The sequence below is a fragment of the Bosea sp. ANAM02 genome (assembly GCF_011764485.1).
Lineage (GTDB): Bacteria > Pseudomonadota > Alphaproteobacteria > Rhizobiales > Beijerinckiaceae > Allobosea.
Genome location: NZ_AP022849.1, coordinates 239,833 through 253,737 on the forward strand (window position 1 = coordinate 239,833; position 13,905 = coordinate 253,737).

General features: G+C 61.5%; 16 protein-coding genes. 7 read left to right on the top strand and 9 right to left on the bottom strand.

The genetic code is table 11. The features are described from left to right. Positions 1 to 152: 152 nt before the first annotated feature. Together OCUBac02_RS24865 and OCUBac02_RS24870 are read left to right on the top strand one after the other, a co-directional pair. Positions 153 to 728 carry a YcbK family protein gene (locus OCUBac02_RS24865; RefSeq protein WP_173050261.1) on the top strand — a complete coding sequence of 192 codons (576 nt, stop codon included), beginning with the start codon at positions 153 to 155 and terminating at the stop codon, positions 726 to 728. Between the two features lie 68 nt (positions 729 to 796). After that, positions 797 to 1,756 (top strand): hypothetical protein, encoded by a 960-nt coding sequence (locus OCUBac02_RS24870; RefSeq protein WP_173050263.1) that lies wholly within the window; start codon positions 797 to 799, stop codon positions 1,754 to 1,756. Positions 1,757 to 1,765: 9 nt separating this feature from the next. On the opposite strand, the gene OCUBac02_RS24875 is transcribed toward OCUBac02_RS24870, so the two are convergent. The 4 genes from OCUBac02_RS24875 to OCUBac02_RS24890 form a co-directional block, all read right to left on the bottom strand. Beyond that, positions 1,766 to 2,644, bottom strand: a complete 879-nt coding sequence (locus tag OCUBac02_RS24875; protein ID WP_173050264.1) for a hypothetical protein — start codon at positions 2,642 to 2,644, stop codon at positions 1,766 to 1,768. A gap of 9 nt (positions 2,645 to 2,653) precedes the next feature. After that, positions 2,654 to 3,544 carry a hypothetical protein gene (locus tag OCUBac02_RS24880; RefSeq protein ID WP_173050266.1) on the bottom strand — a complete coding sequence of 297 codons (891 nt, stop codon included), beginning with the start codon at positions 3,542 to 3,544 and terminating at the stop codon, positions 2,654 to 2,656. Positions 3,545 to 3,630: 86 nt separating this feature from the next. Then, on the bottom strand, positions 3,631 to 5,067 hold the full coding sequence (locus OCUBac02_RS24885) for a hypothetical protein (protein WP_173050268.1): 1,437 nt from the start codon (positions 5,065 to 5,067) through the stop codon (positions 3,631 to 3,633). A gap of 2 nt (positions 5,068 to 5,069) precedes the next feature. Beyond that, on the bottom strand, positions 5,070 to 5,333 hold the full coding sequence (locus OCUBac02_RS24890; protein WP_173050270.1) for a hypothetical protein: 264 nt from the start codon (positions 5,331 to 5,333) through the stop codon (positions 5,070 to 5,072). A gap of 115 nt (positions 5,334 to 5,448) precedes the next feature. On the opposite strand from OCUBac02_RS24890, the gene OCUBac02_RS24895 reads away from it, so the two are divergent. The 3 genes from OCUBac02_RS24895 to OCUBac02_RS24905 all read left to right on the top strand — a co-directional run bounded on the left by OCUBac02_RS24895 (position 5,449) and on the right by OCUBac02_RS24905 (position 8,751). Next, positions 5,449 to 6,669, top strand: a complete 1,221-nt coding sequence (locus tag OCUBac02_RS24895; RefSeq protein WP_173050272.1) for a hypothetical protein — start codon at positions 5,449 to 5,451, stop codon at positions 6,667 to 6,669. A 184-nt stretch (positions 6,670 to 6,853) separates the two neighbouring features. After that, entirely contained in the window at positions 6,854 to 7,393 is a 540-nt protein-coding gene (locus tag OCUBac02_RS24900; RefSeq protein ID WP_173050274.1) for a helix-turn-helix transcriptional regulator, read from the top strand. Then, positions 7,390 to 8,751 (top strand): type II toxin-antitoxin system HipA family toxin, encoded by a 1,362-nt coding sequence (locus OCUBac02_RS24905; protein ID WP_173050276.1) that lies wholly within the window; start codon positions 7,390 to 7,392, stop codon positions 8,749 to 8,751. The genes OCUBac02_RS24900 and OCUBac02_RS24905 overlap by 4 nt, the downstream gene beginning before the upstream one ends. Here OCUBac02_RS24905 and OCUBac02_RS24910 read toward each other — a convergent pair. From OCUBac02_RS24910 to OCUBac02_RS24925, 4 genes are all read right to left on the bottom strand, one after another. Then, positions 8,744 to 9,169 (bottom strand): GNAT family N-acetyltransferase, encoded by a 426-nt coding sequence (locus tag OCUBac02_RS24910; protein ID WP_173050278.1) that lies wholly within the window; start codon positions 9,167 to 9,169, stop codon positions 8,744 to 8,746. The two genes, OCUBac02_RS24905 and OCUBac02_RS24910, sit on opposite strands and share 8 nt — an antisense overlap. A gap of 29 nt (positions 9,170 to 9,198) precedes the next feature. Further along, the gene (locus OCUBac02_RS24915) at positions 9,199 to 9,498 is read right to left on the bottom strand and encodes a hypothetical protein (RefSeq protein ID WP_173050280.1); all 300 of its coding nucleotides are present in this window, start codon (positions 9,496 to 9,498) and stop codon (positions 9,199 to 9,201) included. Positions 9,499 to 9,575: 77 nt separating this feature from the next. Continuing rightward, on the bottom strand, positions 9,576 to 10,517 hold the full coding sequence (locus OCUBac02_RS24920) for a DNA-directed RNA polymerase subunit alpha C-terminal domain-containing protein (protein ID WP_173050282.1): 942 nt from the start codon (positions 10,515 to 10,517) through the stop codon (positions 9,576 to 9,578). Positions 10,518 to 10,570: 53 nt separating this feature from the next. Continuing rightward, complete coding sequence (locus OCUBac02_RS24925) at positions 10,571 to 10,921, bottom strand: hypothetical protein (protein ID WP_173050284.1); 351 nt, start codon at positions 10,919 to 10,921, stop codon at positions 10,571 to 10,573. Positions 10,922 to 11,108: 187 nt separating this feature from the next. Here OCUBac02_RS24925 and OCUBac02_RS24930 point away from each other — a divergent pair, with 187 nt between their 5' ends. Both OCUBac02_RS24930 and OCUBac02_RS24935 read left to right on the top strand, forming a co-directional pair. Further along, a complete protein-coding gene (locus tag OCUBac02_RS24930; RefSeq protein WP_173050286.1) occupies positions 11,109 to 12,140 on the top strand; it encodes an alpha/beta hydrolase family protein in 1,032 nt (343 codons plus the stop codon). 57 nt (positions 12,141 to 12,197) lie between these two features. Continuing rightward, positions 12,198 to 12,839, top strand: a complete 642-nt coding sequence (locus OCUBac02_RS24935; protein WP_173050288.1) for a hypothetical protein — start codon at positions 12,198 to 12,200, stop codon at positions 12,837 to 12,839. 41 nt (positions 12,840 to 12,880) lie between these two features. Here OCUBac02_RS24935 and OCUBac02_RS24940 read toward each other — a convergent pair whose 3' ends face one another. Next, positions 12,881 to 13,855: a hypothetical protein gene (locus OCUBac02_RS24940; RefSeq protein ID WP_173050290.1), complete on the bottom strand. Its 975-nt coding sequence runs from the start codon at positions 13,853 to 13,855 to the stop codon at positions 12,881 to 12,883. Positions 13,856 to 13,905: the final 50 nt, after the last annotated feature.

Sequence of the window (13,905 nt, forward strand, 5' to 3'; positions counted from 1 at the left end):
ACGCCCTGGGATGAACTTCAGAGGAGGCGGTGAAAGCCACAATCCCCCACGCCGTCCTTCGGTCGGCGACGAAATGGTAGACCGACTTTCGGGAATCTGGAAGGATTGCGCTATCGGTCCTTTGTGTTGAATCGATTCTGGGTTCCTTTTGCATGTCCGTTTCGACCTCCCGGCGACAATTCCTGATGGGACTAGGCCTCGGCGCATCCGCGATTTTCGCGGGGCTGCCCAAGTGCCTTGCCCAGCCGGCTGTTGAGGCGGCTCAGAAGTCGATTCCTCTTCGCCTGCTCAACCCGAACACGCGCGAGGCCTACGATCTGGAGCTGTTCATCGGCGACCAGTGGAATCCGGTTGCCCTGCAATGGTGCCATTGGCTGATGCGCGACTGGCGCCAGCAGACCGCTGTCGAATGCGATCGGCGGCTCTATGCCGCCCTGTACGTCCTGCAGCGCTACTTCTCGGAGAACGGCCGGATCACCATCAACTCCGGTTTCCGCACTCAGAAGACCCAGGAGGCGCTGCGCGAGGCAGGCTATGGTCCGGCGGTGAACAGCTTGCATCTACGAGCCAAGGCCGTCGATTTCACCCTTCCCGGCGTGAGCATGCGCAATGTCGCTCGCGCCACCTGGGCTCTCAAGCTCGGCGGCGTCGGCTATTACGAGGACATGAACTTCGTCCATATGGATTCCCGCGGTGCCCAGGCCCGCTGGGCTGACTCGTTCCTCTGACGGCGCTTGAGGGTTTCAGGCGGGGACCATAGCCTTCGCTCGGACAAGCCCCCGCTCTGGAGCCCGCCATGCCTCGCGTCATCGATTTCAGTCACGGGAACCAGACCGAGTGGTCCGAGAACCGGCTACCTGAGCCGGTCTACGGAGAGCGGGAGATACGCTCCGAAGAGCTTATCGCTCTGAGCGAGGCATTCAACAGCCCGGTGACGGGCTTCACGCCCCAATTCTCGACCTACGGACGCTCGATCGATCTGCGCTCCCGCGCCGACCTTCCGGATGAAGTTCACAAGTGGCTGTCCGAGAATATGACCGGACCCTGGCTCTGGAGCGAGCATTGGGCCAATCATGGACATTCGCTCGACCTGGCTGTCTACATTGAGCGTAAGCCCGACCAGGATCGCTTCCTCGCTGCGTTTGGGGAGACCTTCGGATTCACCGAACCCAGCTCATGGGATATCGGATGCCTCGCTGTGAACCGTGGCGTGCTTCCGCCCCTGACGGCGCTGGAGTCGTTCTCGAAGTGGGGAACGCAGCACGCCGGCTTTCGGTGGCTGCCAGCGGAGGATATCGGCCGGCGCGGAATGCGCGTTGCCTTCGATCACCCGGGCCTCGAGGCCGAGTTTGTCGCGCGCTGGGGCGATAAGATGATCGTTCGGGAGACCGACGGGGGCCGCGTCTATGAGGCGGATCTCACCAACACCTCCTGGCGCGACGATCCCAGTGGTTGGCTTGGAGCGAACCCGGCCGTCGGTTCGATCGCCGGGCGCTCATCAGTCCCTGGCGAGCCGTACAAATGGGTCGTTGAGACACGCTTCGACGACGTTGCCGCAGCACTCCAGCGAGACTGGGGACATTTTTTCACGGCGGATGTCACTGGGCGCATCTTCACCGCGGACGAATATCCACGCATTCCCGAGCGCGCGGTGCCTGAAGATTTCCTGGCCTACCTACGAGGGGACGCAGAGGACTTCGTGGCGCCGCATCTTTCAGCGATCGACGGCGCCGGTCCGGCGGGGCCCGCGCCGTAACCGCGCTACCTAGCGGATCGCGCCGGCGAACAGCGAGGGGCGGTCGACCTTCCACTCGATCTTGGCGGTGCGAAGCACCTCGGTCAGCACACTCTCCTGCTTCCAGGCTGCGTACTCAGCCTTGAGAACCTCAATCGCAGGCTCTGCGAGGCTTTCGAATTTTCGCCGCGGCCGATTGATGACGCCTTCGACGATCCAGATCGACCAAGTCCCGCTCTTTGCCCGGACCGGACCGCCGATATCGCCCATTCTTGGTGATCCGAGATCGATGCCCTGTCGCCACTTCCAGAGGAAGCCGGAATCGACCCGCGCTTCGAGCGCGAAGGGCGCGCCCTCGCCCTCCGGTCTGTTCTCGATGACGGCAAACCCAAAGGCGTCCTTTGCCTCGGCTTTGGCCGCCTTTGCCTCGTCTTCGGTCGCGAACGACAGAACCTTGACCTTGTAGTCGGCGCCTTCGGTCAAACGCCCCCAGAACTCCCTGAGATCGGCCTCGGTCGATCGCAGGATGGCGTCCTGACCGAGCTTCTCGTTCCAGAGGAAGGCGAGCAACAAGTCCTCGTCGATCTCGCCGAGCTTTCCCTTCCTTGCCTCCTCCAGGCTCTGCTTGAGCCTCGGATCGTCAGCATAGCCAGCCCGGCGCGCGGCACGAGCGAACGCCACGCTCGACACGAGATCTCCCAGCGAGGCCGTTGCCACGTCCTGCTTCAGGCGATCGGGGATCGACACGCTGCTGCCGCGCTCGCGCGACAGTGCTTCCAGCTGGCGAGATACGAACTCATCGACATGCTTGCGTTCTATCACCACCCCATCAACCACGGCGAGATCTTCGGCGGCGGCACAAGAGAGGGACGCGGTCAGAGCGAGCGCAGCGAAGAGGATACGCTTCATGGTGGGCCCTCAGAACTCGTTCGTGGGAATTGAAATGCGCCGAGCGAGATCGGTCCAGCTCTCCGGAGCGGGCTCCTTCCACTCGATCTTCGCCGCGGCCAGGGCCGTCGAATAGGCCGAGCGCATCTTGAGGAAGACGCTCATCCCCCGCAGGGAGGCTATCTGCTTTTCGTCGAGCTGATCGAAGGCTGGCGTCGGCGCCGTCTCGACTTTTTCGACGATCCAAATCGAGCACAGCGGCCACTCACAAAACGGTCCACCAACGGCACCCGCAGTAGGGGTGTCGATCGAGAGACCCTGCAGCCGCCAAGCCCAGGCACTCGTCGCCTCCATAACGTCCTGGATCTGCGACGTCGCTGTCTCCTGCTTGGAGCCGAACATCCGGGCAGCCTCCGCATCGAAGCTGGCGCGGTCCGTCACGGTTTTCAGCGCCTCAGTCGCTGCCTGCCGGGTGGTATAGGTGAGGAAGCGAAGCGCGTAGCGCGGACCGGTGCTCGCTTTTTCGTAGAATGCCTTCACGCGAGCCGTGTCTGTCTGCGAACGCAGATCGGATTCCACCTTGGTCATCCATACCTCGCGCAGTAGTCCGTCCCGCGAGGTGGGAGCCTCCTTGATCTGCTCCATCGTAACCGGGTTCTTGTCGAGTCCGTCGCGCTCAGCGGCGGCGGCAAGCGCGGCACGCTCGACAGCCTGGACAATCCCGGTCTGACGAAGCCGGCCGTCCTGTCGAGCTTCGTCACGCTCGTCGTCTTCCATCATTCCGTTCTCGATCAGAACGCTTTCAACCGAGCTCTGGGTGATGGCGCGTCCGTCGACCACGGCGATCAACGGATCGGTTTCAGCAATCGCTGTATAGCTGGTCGCGGTGACGAGAACCGCTGCGGCGAGGAATGCGCGCATGAAGAAGGCTCCTTGTTTCCAAGGAGCCTTACATCTTTCCATGCTCGAATCCTTGGGGGTGAAGTCAGGATTCGGTGGATGAGCTGTCAGCGATGCTCAAGTTCTGCGCTGACGCGAGGCGCCCCAGGCGCCTGGTCTCGCTTCCAGCGCCCCTCCAGGGAGACGTCAGCCTGACCACCTGACAGCTCGACCTTACCGGCCTGGACAACGCGCCCGGTCTGCTGGTCCTTGATCAAGAAGCTGGACTGGTCAGCGGAGAAGCTGATCTGCTGAGTATCCATCGCCCACCGAAGCACCCGATCGGAGACGACCCTGCTCGCGGAGAACTGCAGCGGGATCTTCGCGTCGTCCTTCATCTGCGCGACATATTCACGCTTGAGCGATCGCGCGCTCACGGGGGCTTCGATATCTATCGCCCGGCCTATGGCGATCGCGGTCGGGTCGCCTCTTTTTGCCAAGGTAGCGATCGCTTCCCGGAGGGCCTTGCGATCCAGCTTTGGCGGGTCGCCCGGATCAGAGCCATCCATGATCGCGCGTGTCAGCTTTGTCAGCCGCTCGACCGGCGCAAGGCCACTGGCGTGCAGCCAGCCAGCCAAGTCGGTGGGCTTTAAGCCACCACCAGGTTCCGCGATGAAGTGTGCCTTCTTCGAGATAGCGACAGCGATCATCACCCGGATATCCCGGATCGCCAGCTTCTCGTCGACAGTGAAGTCTGCCTTCTGGGCGACCTGGTTGGCGAGAGCGGCGATTCCATCGACGCTCATCGACATGAACTCCGGATCGGCGCGGAGTTTGTCCTCCATCCTGACGATCTGCCAGATGCCCTTAGAGACGTCGTGATTGTCGTCGATCTCTCGCGCTTGAAGCTCAGCGCTCTCGCGCCACATAGCCCACCGCAGCAGCATGCCGGGCTTCGGGGTATCCCGAATGGTCATCAGGGCCGCGAAGATGTCGGCCTTCATTTCGCTCCCGCCGACCAGGCAGTGGCCAATCTCATGCCAGGCTACTTGCCGGTGAAAATCCTGATCGGAGACGTTTTCTCGGTTCGGATCGACCCCCGTCAGCTTGTTGAGGACATCATCGATGTTCACACGGGGCGCGAAGGGGCTGACCATGCAGATGCGGCCTCCCTTCTTGCGGTCCAGTCCCAGCGCGATGCCGCCCTGTTCGAAACCGTCCTTGACATAGCGGCGAGCCATTTTGTCCTGAGAGGTCAGCTTGGCCAAACGATCGGCCTCGGCCTTGGCATTGCCGGCCAGGTCGACGAACTCGATTGTGTAGTTCGGATTTTCGGGCAACTCGGCCTTCAGCCGATCCTTGATCGCCCCGATCGTGCCGCGATAGGCCTCGATCTCGGCCGAGTTCTTGGCAGTCATCTCCGCGGTGCGACCGGGCGCGCGTGCGGCGAGCGAACGAATGACACCTTCCCGAACATCCGTCGGGGCGTCGGGCGCTTCGATGATATAGGGAGCAGCCGCGACCTTGTTGAGAAGGGCGACGACGTCGACGGGAGGCATATCCATGATCAGGCCCCCACAACAAGCTGGAAGCCGCGGCCGTGTTCTCCGGCCTTGTTCATCTCGACGACAAACACAGTTGCTCCGTCCTGGCATTTTTCCAGTGCCAAGGGGCCGTAGGTCTCGTCGGAGATTGCGCCGTCCTTGTCCGCGACCACGAGACGGTCGCCCACCCGGTTGATTTTCGTGGGAGTTCGCGAGCTCGGAGGAATGAAGACGATTGTCTCGCCATCGCTGCCGAGAACGGCGACGCCAGTGATCGATTCGGACATGGATAGATTCTCCGTTTCTAAGAACATGCCACGCGGTGACGAAAGCACGAAGGATCGGTTGTGGCTTTCACGTCAGCGACGCTCACTCCATGGATCATTTCTTGGATTGGGTGTCATGAAGCGAGAGTTCCTGCTGGTCGACGGCGAAGGCCGCAACGTCGACGTGGTTGCCACGCTGGGTCCTGGTGCGAACGGCTATTTCAGCCTGACCTGCAACAGTGGCCGCGACCACGAACGCATCCTGGCGTCTGCGACCGACGAGGTGCGCGAGGACCTTGAGGCGCTCGCGGCCGTTCATCTCGCCGATCGCAACGGCACGCCGATGCAGGCTATCGCGAACGCGGCCTACCATCTTCGCGAGCATCGATTCCGGGAGGCTGCTGACTTGCTCAATGTCGGCAGCGACATTCGCGAGATCTACGAGCTTCATGCGGCTTCGATCATGACCTTGATGGGTCCGTCCAGCGTGATCGAGAGCCGCACCAAGCAGGTGATCGCGCAGCTTCAGGTCGTTCAGCAGGCCAAGACGGAGTACCAACGGGATGAGCGCCTTCGTGAGCGCATCTTCGAAGCGCCAGGCCGTCTATTCAGGGCGATCAAGCGCCTGGAAGATTTGCTCGCAGGCAACGATCCCGCACCCGCGCAGCAGACTTCGCTGCACGAGCAGAAAAAGGCGATCGCTGCGTTCGAGAAGACCAATGCCGCGCTTCTGAAGGCGGAGCCTCACCAACTGAGGAACTATGTGAAGGATCGCCTCACCAAGGTCATGACGTACAAGGTCTTCGACGACGCGGTGCGTCAGTACGCCCTCGAAAAGTGCGCGCCGGTCTGGGCGGCGCGAGCTGAAGCGGCTCTCGCCGCTTTGGCCAAGCCTTCCTATCGGGTGGAATCGCGCCCGGACCCGAGCGTGGATCCGAAGACGTTCGACGGCTTCTGTGCGACCCATGGTATCGAATTGGAGGTCGTTTCACGGGGTAGCGCGAAAGAGGGCGCACATTGGCACTATCACTTCGACTGCACCTTCCGGAACGCCGGTGGGTCTTTCGTCACCCCGTTTTTCATGGGTCGCAATCAGAAGCCGGTCATCGCCGACATCCTGGAGTCTCTTCAGAGCGAGTTCTCCAGCGTCGACGGCATGGATCGTGACTCGTTCCTCTCGGAGATGGGTTACGACGGTTCGATCAAGGACGTCCGGAAGGGCGAGGACATTTTCGCGACGATCCAGAGATCGCTCGCGAGCTTCCAGACCGCTTTCGGTGAGGACGTCTACAACGAGCTCCTGACATCGGTCGGCGACAACCCTCCGCGGTTCGCCCCGCCAGCTCCTCGGATGTAATGTCCCTGATCGTGGACATTTGATGCTTCCGACGGCAAAGACGCGGAAATGTCCCTTATCGAGGACATTCCGCATTGAAGTTGGGGTTTGGGGATGTTATGTCCCTTACTCGGGACATGAGCTGACATTTCGGCGCTTCCAATCCGAATGTCCTCAATGAGGGACATAAATGCGACCTGTGCGGGTGAATGACATTTCGAGCCTGGCAGCCGCTATAAAGGCGGCCCGTGTCGAGCGGGGGCTTCGCCAGGATGATCTCGCTTTAGCGGCTGGGATCAACCGAAAGACGCTGATGACGGTGGAGGGTGGCGTGAGCGATCGCGACCCTGGCCTCTCCAACCTCATGCGCATCATGCACCAGCTCGGCCTTGAGCTCGTTCTGCAGCCCGCGCGAGCGGACCAGCCGAACGTCAAAAATCTGATGGCCGAGGCGGACGCGCTCGGCTTGCGCCTTGAGCCGCGCACCGGCTCTGGGCGTTCGCTCGCCGATCTTGCTCGCGACGCCGGGGATCTTGGGTTCGATCTCGTTCCAACTGATGTCGATCTCGCGCCGGACGCGTCCGAACTCGCCCTGGCCCGCCGTATTGCAGCCAAGCGGCGCGGCGCTCTTGCCCAGCTTCCTGATGATCCGCCGCCGGCGGCAAAGGAAATCGAGCTCGATGTCGATGACGGGTACGGCTTCGATGATGATGGCGATGCCTACGCTCCGAGGGGTATGCGATGAAAGCCCGTGACGAAGTGATCGGTCGTCTCTCGGTCCGTATCAACGGGCAACCGTGTGCTGAGCTGCGAAGCCGCCGCGATGGTCAGTTGGAGCTTCAGTATCTTCCGGATTGGGTTGCGCAGACCGGCATCGCTCGCCAGGCTTTGTCCGTCGCCTTGCCTGTTCAAGCCGAGCCATTCGGCGACGACGTGGCGCACCCCTTCTTCGCTGGGCTCCTTCCGGAATCCACGAGCCATAGGCAGAGGCTGGGCGAAATCCTCCATCTGTCGGGCTCGGACGACTTCGCTTTGATTTCTGCCATCGGGCGAGACTGCGCCGGAGCCGTCTCCGTGGTTCCGATCGATGCCCCTGTCATTCGTGAGGAAGACGTCCCGGAGGAGTTCGACCCACTCGACGAAGAGCGCCTGGCTGAGCTGATCCGGGATCTTCCCGTTCGCCCGCTCTTCATTGATGAGGACGGCGACAACCACCTGATCTCGCTGGCCGGTGTGAATGACAAGGCTGCGGTGATCGTCGTCGACGGCGTCATCGGCCTCCCCAAAAACGGCTACCCGTCGAGTCACATCTTGAAGACGGATATCTCGATCCTCAAGGACTCCATCAAGGTCGAGCACTTCGCGGTCCGCCTTGCCGGGGAGCTCGGGATGAAGGTTCCGCGCTCAAGGATCATGACGGCCGAGGGGATCCCGTTCATGCTCGTCTCACGCTACGATCGCGTGGTCACCCAGACCGGCGATCGAAAGCGGCTGCGTCGGATCCATCAGGAGGACTTCTGCCAGGCACTTTCACTCATGCCGGCCGCCAAATTCGAAGCCCGCGGCGGACCTGGATGGAAGGATGCTTTCCAGCTGCTCGACCATGTCGATGATCGTGCCGGCGCGCGGCTGGAGCTCTTGAGCCGGGCCTTCTACACCTACCTGGTCGCGAACAGCGATGGGCACGCCAAGAACCTGTCTCTGCTCCATAGAGCCGGGAAGACGAGCCTCGCTCCGCTCTACGACGTGTCCTGCCAGCGCGCCTTCGTGGCCGATTACAAGCGGCTGTCGCCCTATCTCACGATGAGCGTCGGCGGCGAGCATGACCCCACCAAGCTCACAGGCGAGCACTGGGATCGGTTCGCCGCGGAGTGCGGCTTCCAGCCGGCGGCGGTTCGCAAGCTCCTGTCTTCGATGGCGGCGCTAATGCCCGCGAAGGCGGCAGCCTTGCGTGAGACGATGAGGGGAACAGCAGCGGATTCGCCGCGGCTCGACATTGTCGTCGCCGATGTCACGGCTCGGTGTCAGGCTGTTCCGGCGATGCTGAAGCGTGAGCTCGATGCCGAGCCTGTCGCGGAGGTCGCGGCTTTCGGCGTCAGATAGGCGAAGGACCCGCGGGCGCCGTCCAGGCGGTAAGCCTTGCCTCGGCCTCATGATCGAAGGGTTTCGGTTTGCGAAGCATGTCCGACGCACCCCAGCTGCCGGTCATCGTGAACCCATGCTTCGCGTAGAAGCCCTCGAGGCGACCCTGCATGTCGGGAAGGTCGTGATCGTCTTCCGAGGACGCGTGCGCGCGCACATAGATCGATAGCTGGTGCTTGTCGGCCAGGTCGCACGCGAGCTGCAGCACCTTGGATCCCCAACCGTCGCCCGGGTTGTCTGCCTCCATACTGTCGAGGTCGATATCACCCGAATTCTCGGCCATCACGCCGAAGTGCCGCTGTGCGGGCGCCAGGATCACCCCTCCCCCGTCGCGGAGCTCATCGTTGAGCTCGATCACGGCGTCGAACTCGCTCAGCATGACGGCGACGCCTGGTTTCAATGGCCCGGTCACGGCTTGGGCACCGCGGCCGCCAGTTCTTCAGCAATCTCGTAAAAGGGACGGATAGGTCCCTGCGCCTTGAACGCGGACACAGTCTCACTGCGATAGGGGCTGTTGCGGCTGCTGGCCGCTGCTCGGCGTGACAGAACGTGGGCAACCGGATTGGTTTCGTCGATCTCGCAGATGTTTTGTGGCCAGGAGGGATGGGCGTTCACGCGCTGTGTCACCGCTTCCTCGATTGAATCGAAGAGCATCCAGGGAACGACCAGATTTTTCTTGGCCGTAAAGTCAACAAGGCAGGCTTTCATGGCGATCTCCACACGCGTGGCGCCTAACTCACACTGGGAACAGCAACAAACAAACGGAAGACCTTATGCGCTTCGCTTCAGAGGTGCAGCGCCGGGGTTGAAATGGCGCGCTTCGACAGATCGATTTCACGAACCTGCCATTCTTCTAGAGCCATCCCTAGATGCAGCCGCTTGTCGGCCAGCGCCATTTTTATCTCCCTTAGAGCGCCTATCCCGACGCCCTTTAGTTGGAGAATCTCTTTCTCTGATGACTTCACCAGATCGCCGATAACTTCGATGCCAGAGCCAGCTAGCGTCCGCATTGATCGCTCAGATAATTCCAAGTTCGAGACAGGTAAGCACAGTTCGCGGCCCCTCCCTTTGATCCATTGCTCCCTTATTGCCTCTTCAACTTCGATCCACGCTGCGGCTCGCTGTCTCGCCAGCATTGCAAAGCGCTCTTGCTGTTGACGGTGGCGGCTCTGCATCTCCGCGTCGAGCGGTTTGAACTCAATCTGTCTTTCGGTGAAACCAGCCCTCGTTAGGACCTTCACGACCTTGTCGATAAGCCGTCCCAGTGAGATCGATTGCCCGAAGTGGGCACGGCCGACATTCAGGGACGCGAGCGGAACGGGGCCCATTCGCCCCATCGCAACCGCATTGGCTGCCCATTCCAAGTGATGCAGGCGCTCTCCATCGGGATACGCGTCGCGGATCTCGTCGAAATTATCCGACACAGCTACGACCCACCTGACGAACCCTTTGTCCCGTCTGCTGTGAATGTCTCGCCCTCGCTCGCTTAGGGCAATCTCCCCATACTTATTCAATTCTAGAACGCCCTTAGCTATCGCTGCATTGATAAGGCTCTTTCCTACTGGTTTATCCCTTAACGTGAGGCGGTACTGGCTGATTTGTTTGCTAGGAACACCGCCCATGATTGTTATCGGCTTGTTGTTCCCATCGACAGCCCGAACGGTATCCCCATGCCCCAGGATCCTTATAAGGATCTGCACGGAAGCACCTATTCTTTCTTCGCTCATATGTTGTTCCTCTACTCTGCAGTCCGAGTAGGTGTGCCAGTTAAGGCCCAGCTTCAGTTCGAGCGCGCGGGCGACTGCATTCCGTAGGTCATCCGGCGCCACGCCGAGGCGACACCCCTTGGATCCGTCGGATCGCTGCTTTGTCCTGACGCGTCTTCACCGGACAGCGCGAAGCTGTCGGCATTCTCGTCGTACTCGCCGGACAGCGTGATGACGATCGTGGAGGCGTCATCGTCGCTCAGCTCGACCAAATCAGCCTGGATGTTTGCGCCGTTGAGAGTGAGCGTCGCGCGGCGGTGCCCGTCTTCCAGAATGAGCTCGAAGCCGCCTGGCTCGCCTGCCGCGATATCGACAAGCGAATTCAACCCGAGCAGCTGATAGAGATCTTCACGACCAACGAGCATTCCGACCTCGCGAAACAGCGACCATCCTGTTCCGGAAGGGCCTGTTATACAAGTGAGATATCGCTTTCGGGTGAACCCCATCCCACAAAATGTCTGGACCCGCAGGAGCATGTCCCGCTTCAAGTTCGGTTGACGGCCCTCGATATCCGGCCGACCTTTCTCTGCACAACAATTGGCTCGGCGATTCATGACCAACGGTACCGATCGAAGGACTGTCCTTGCAGCGCTTGCTGCCTCGGTGCTCCCGGGCGGCTTGCGTGCTGAGGAGAACCTCGTCATGCGCCGCTCCCCGATCCCCGGGGAGGACCCTCATTGGTATGCCTTCGGTCAGAATGGTCCATGGAACCCTCATAGCGAGCCGTTCATCGTTCCATATGAAGCCGCTCGCGTGGTCGTCCACGCCCCTCGTGGGGTGAAGACAGGGCGCCTGGTGGTTTTCTCTCATGGCGCGCTGACCGATCCGCTTGTCTACCGGCCTCTTCTGCAGCATTGGGCCTCGCACGGTTTCGTTGTCGCGGCGCCGGTGCATGACGACAGCATCTTTATGCGTGGTCTGCTCGCGAGGCGCGCGGAAGCCAAGGGCGGATCGTCCTGGGATGTCGACCGCGTTCTGAACGACGCCTTGGCCTGGGACGGGCGCTGCGAAGCCTGTCGGCTGCCACTGGAGCACGTTGACCGGATCCAGAAGGTCATCGGCTACTCGGTCAACACCGAGCGGCCGATCATTATCGGCCACGAGTTCGGTGCCTATGTCGTTCAACTTCTCCTCGGCGCGAAGGTGGTTGCCGATATGGGCAAGCCCCTCAAGTTCATTGATCCGCGCTGGTACGCGGGCATGATGTTTTCGCCGCAGGGCGTCGGCGTGATGGGTTTGACCGAAGACAGCTGGGGCGGCGTCTCCAAGCCGTTCATGGTCGCCCAAGCGGGCCTCGATGCCGATTTCACCGGCCAGACAGCCGAGCAGCGCCTCGATGCCTTCAATCGATCGGCGCCAGGCAACAAGCATCTTGCCTGGTTCCCGCAGGCTCGGCGAAATCTCCCGATTGGGCCAAGCGCCGGCGGCAGCCTGGCCGAGAAGACCCAGTTCGAGGATTTCCGGGCAATCACAACGGCCTTCCTCTACGCGTACAGCAACTACGACGAGGCCGTCTTCCATCAGCTGATCACGGACTGGCCGGAACGGGCCACCCTGAAGCGGGTCCGGACTGCTTATCGCTAAGCGCCGGTTGATCCTTTCGTCAAAGGATCCGACGCTTCTGCAATCCAGGAGCCAAGCATGACCGAATCCAACCCGCTTCCGTCGATCGACACGCCGTTCGGGTCTCTGCAGCTCGGACAGAGTCCGTGGATCATGCAGGATCCCTACTCGTTCCGGACGGAGGATGTTCCTCTGAAGACCGAGCTGGGCGAGGTCCACCTCAGCTTCCATCTCGACGTTTCGGAAAAGAGCGCGATCCCTTCCGGGCTCCGTTGCGTTTTCGCCGTCGGAAAGCTCACCCCGATCGGCGACGATCGACCCGCTTTGGAGCTCCCGGACGGGCGATCTGTCGGCTGGCTCGTTCACGCCGTTATCCCGGATGCATCCAGCTCTGAGACCGCATCCCCGAAGTCGGTGACCCTCTACGACTTCGCGACCGGTACGGACTTCAAGAGCACTCGATTGCACGACGAGAAGCTCGACCGGCGGGTCCGCGAGTTCGTCAAGGACACGATCGAAAGCGCGTTCTCCGAAGATCCGACGTTCGCGCTCCGCATTCGCAAGGCGATGCTGGTCGAGCTCGTTGCTATTCGCGATGGCGAGATCGAAAATGCCGAGCGTGTCCTGGCTGCGACGACGACAGTCCGTGACCAAGCCAAAGCGCTCCTGGATGACGTCGACAGCAACCTATCGCTGGCTGAGGCGCGTCCGAGCCTTTGACTCATTCACCGGCGAGTTCTCGCGAGCGCGCCAGTGAATGCTCACCGCTGCGACGCGATCGTTTCCGCGGTTTTGAAGGCGTAGTTTATACCGGCATCGAAGCTCTGGAAGCCCTTGAAGGCTGAATAGGGCTCTGGCGGCATCCCGAGGACCGGGGCATTAGAGCCAGGCTGTCCATTGGTCCAGAGCCACAGATTTCCGTCCGTCACCGTCCCCTTTGCGGCGCCACCCATGGTGCTGACGCAGTCTTCGCCTTGCGGCAGCGTCATATCTCGCTGGAGCGAGTCGATCGCGAGGTTCTGAGAGGCGACGGCCCGGGCGTCGCATCGATTGCGGGCTGATAGGGCCGCGACCGCCTCGCCTTTCCATTGGTCGAGAAGAATGCGCTCGGCGACGTTGACGGCCCAGCGTGTGGACTCGCCGAAGCGGTAGAGGGCGAACTTTCGCGCCGGTGTGACGTCCCGCGCGGAAACGAAGGCGCCGTCGCCCTGGATCAGGGCAAGCGCCATGGCAGCGAAAGCGTCTGCGCGTTTTGCCTGCTGCTGATCCTCAGAGGTGTTGAGGCAGTTGGCGCCATGCATCAGGGTGAGGAATGTCTCCGCCTCGGCGCTCGTGGGGAGCTCCTGCCAGGAATAGATATTCCCACCCGAGAGCCCCGTGGCAACGTAGCCGGCCGAGACGCCGGTGTTGGGAGGCAGGATCACGCAGACCTTCTTCTCGACACCCTGTGGCGTTCGATAGGTCAGCACCCGCGACCAGCCGATCGGGTTCGTGGTGTCACGTAGCGACGTCAGGTCGTCGTCACACCAGTTGTCCCCGGTCTTTGTGCAGAGCTTCTGCATCGCCCGGTACCAGAACTGACCCGGGTCATCGCCGGTGCGCTCCAGGAAGACGATCGGCAGGCCGGACATCTTCTCAAGAGATTCGACAGCGCGCTGAGCCATGCCCGTCAGGTCCTGCGCGAAGGCCAGTCCCGGAAGAAGAAAGGCAAAAAGGGCTACGAGAAAGCGATTCATCGGGCACTCCGGAAAGACGAGCGCCAAAACGGTAGTGGGACCATGCGACT

Excerpts from the sequence above, each read along its gene's own strand:
- OCUBac02_RS24905 (WP_173050276.1), top strand. The coding sequence starts at position 7,390 with ATGAAAGCCCGTGACGAAGTGATCGGTCGTCTCTCGGTCCGTATCAAC.
- OCUBac02_RS24890 (WP_173050270.1), bottom strand. The coding sequence starts at position 5,333 with ATGTCCGAATCGATCACTGGCGTCGCCGTTCTCGGCAGCGATGGCGAG.
- OCUBac02_RS24875 (WP_173050264.1), bottom strand. The coding sequence starts at position 2,644 with ATGAAGCGTATCCTCTTCGCTGCGCTCGCTCTGACCGCGTCCCTCTCT.
- OCUBac02_RS24925 (WP_173050284.1), bottom strand. The coding sequence starts at position 10,921 with ATGCTCGTTGGTCGTGAAGATCTCTATCAGCTGCTCGGGTTGAATTCG.
- OCUBac02_RS24885 (WP_173050268.1), bottom strand. The coding sequence starts at position 5,067 with ATGGATATGCCTCCCGTCGACGTCGTCGCCCTTCTCAACAAGGTCGCG.
- OCUBac02_RS24930 (WP_173050286.1), top strand. The coding sequence starts at position 11,109 with ATGACCAACGGTACCGATCGAAGGACTGTCCTTGCAGCGCTTGCTGCC.
- OCUBac02_RS24910 (WP_173050278.1), bottom strand. The coding sequence starts at position 9,169 with ATGCTGAGCGAGTTCGACGCCGTGATCGAGCTCAACGATGAGCTCCGC.
- OCUBac02_RS24920 (WP_173050282.1), bottom strand. The coding sequence starts at position 10,517 with ATGAGCGAAGAAAGAATAGGTGCTTCCGTGCAGATCCTTATAAGGATC.
- OCUBac02_RS24935 (WP_173050288.1), top strand. The coding sequence starts at position 12,198 with ATGACCGAATCCAACCCGCTTCCGTCGATCGACACGCCGTTCGGGTCT.
- OCUBac02_RS24865 (WP_173050261.1), top strand. The coding sequence starts at position 153 with ATGTCCGTTTCGACCTCCCGGCGACAATTCCTGATGGGACTAGGCCTC.
- OCUBac02_RS24895 (WP_173050272.1), top strand. The coding sequence starts at position 5,449 with ATGAAGCGAGAGTTCCTGCTGGTCGACGGCGAAGGCCGCAACGTCGAC.
- OCUBac02_RS24880 (WP_173050266.1), bottom strand. The coding sequence starts at position 3,544 with ATGCGCGCATTCCTCGCCGCAGCGGTTCTCGTCACCGCGACCAGCTAT.
- OCUBac02_RS24940 (WP_173050290.1), bottom strand. The coding sequence starts at position 13,855 with ATGAATCGCTTTCTCGTAGCCCTTTTTGCCTTTCTTCTTCCGGGACTG.
- OCUBac02_RS24870 (WP_173050263.1), top strand. The coding sequence starts at position 797 with ATGCCTCGCGTCATCGATTTCAGTCACGGGAACCAGACCGAGTGGTCC.
- OCUBac02_RS24915 (WP_173050280.1), bottom strand. The coding sequence starts at position 9,498 with ATGAAAGCCTGCCTTGTTGACTTTACGGCCAAGAAAAATCTGGTCGTT.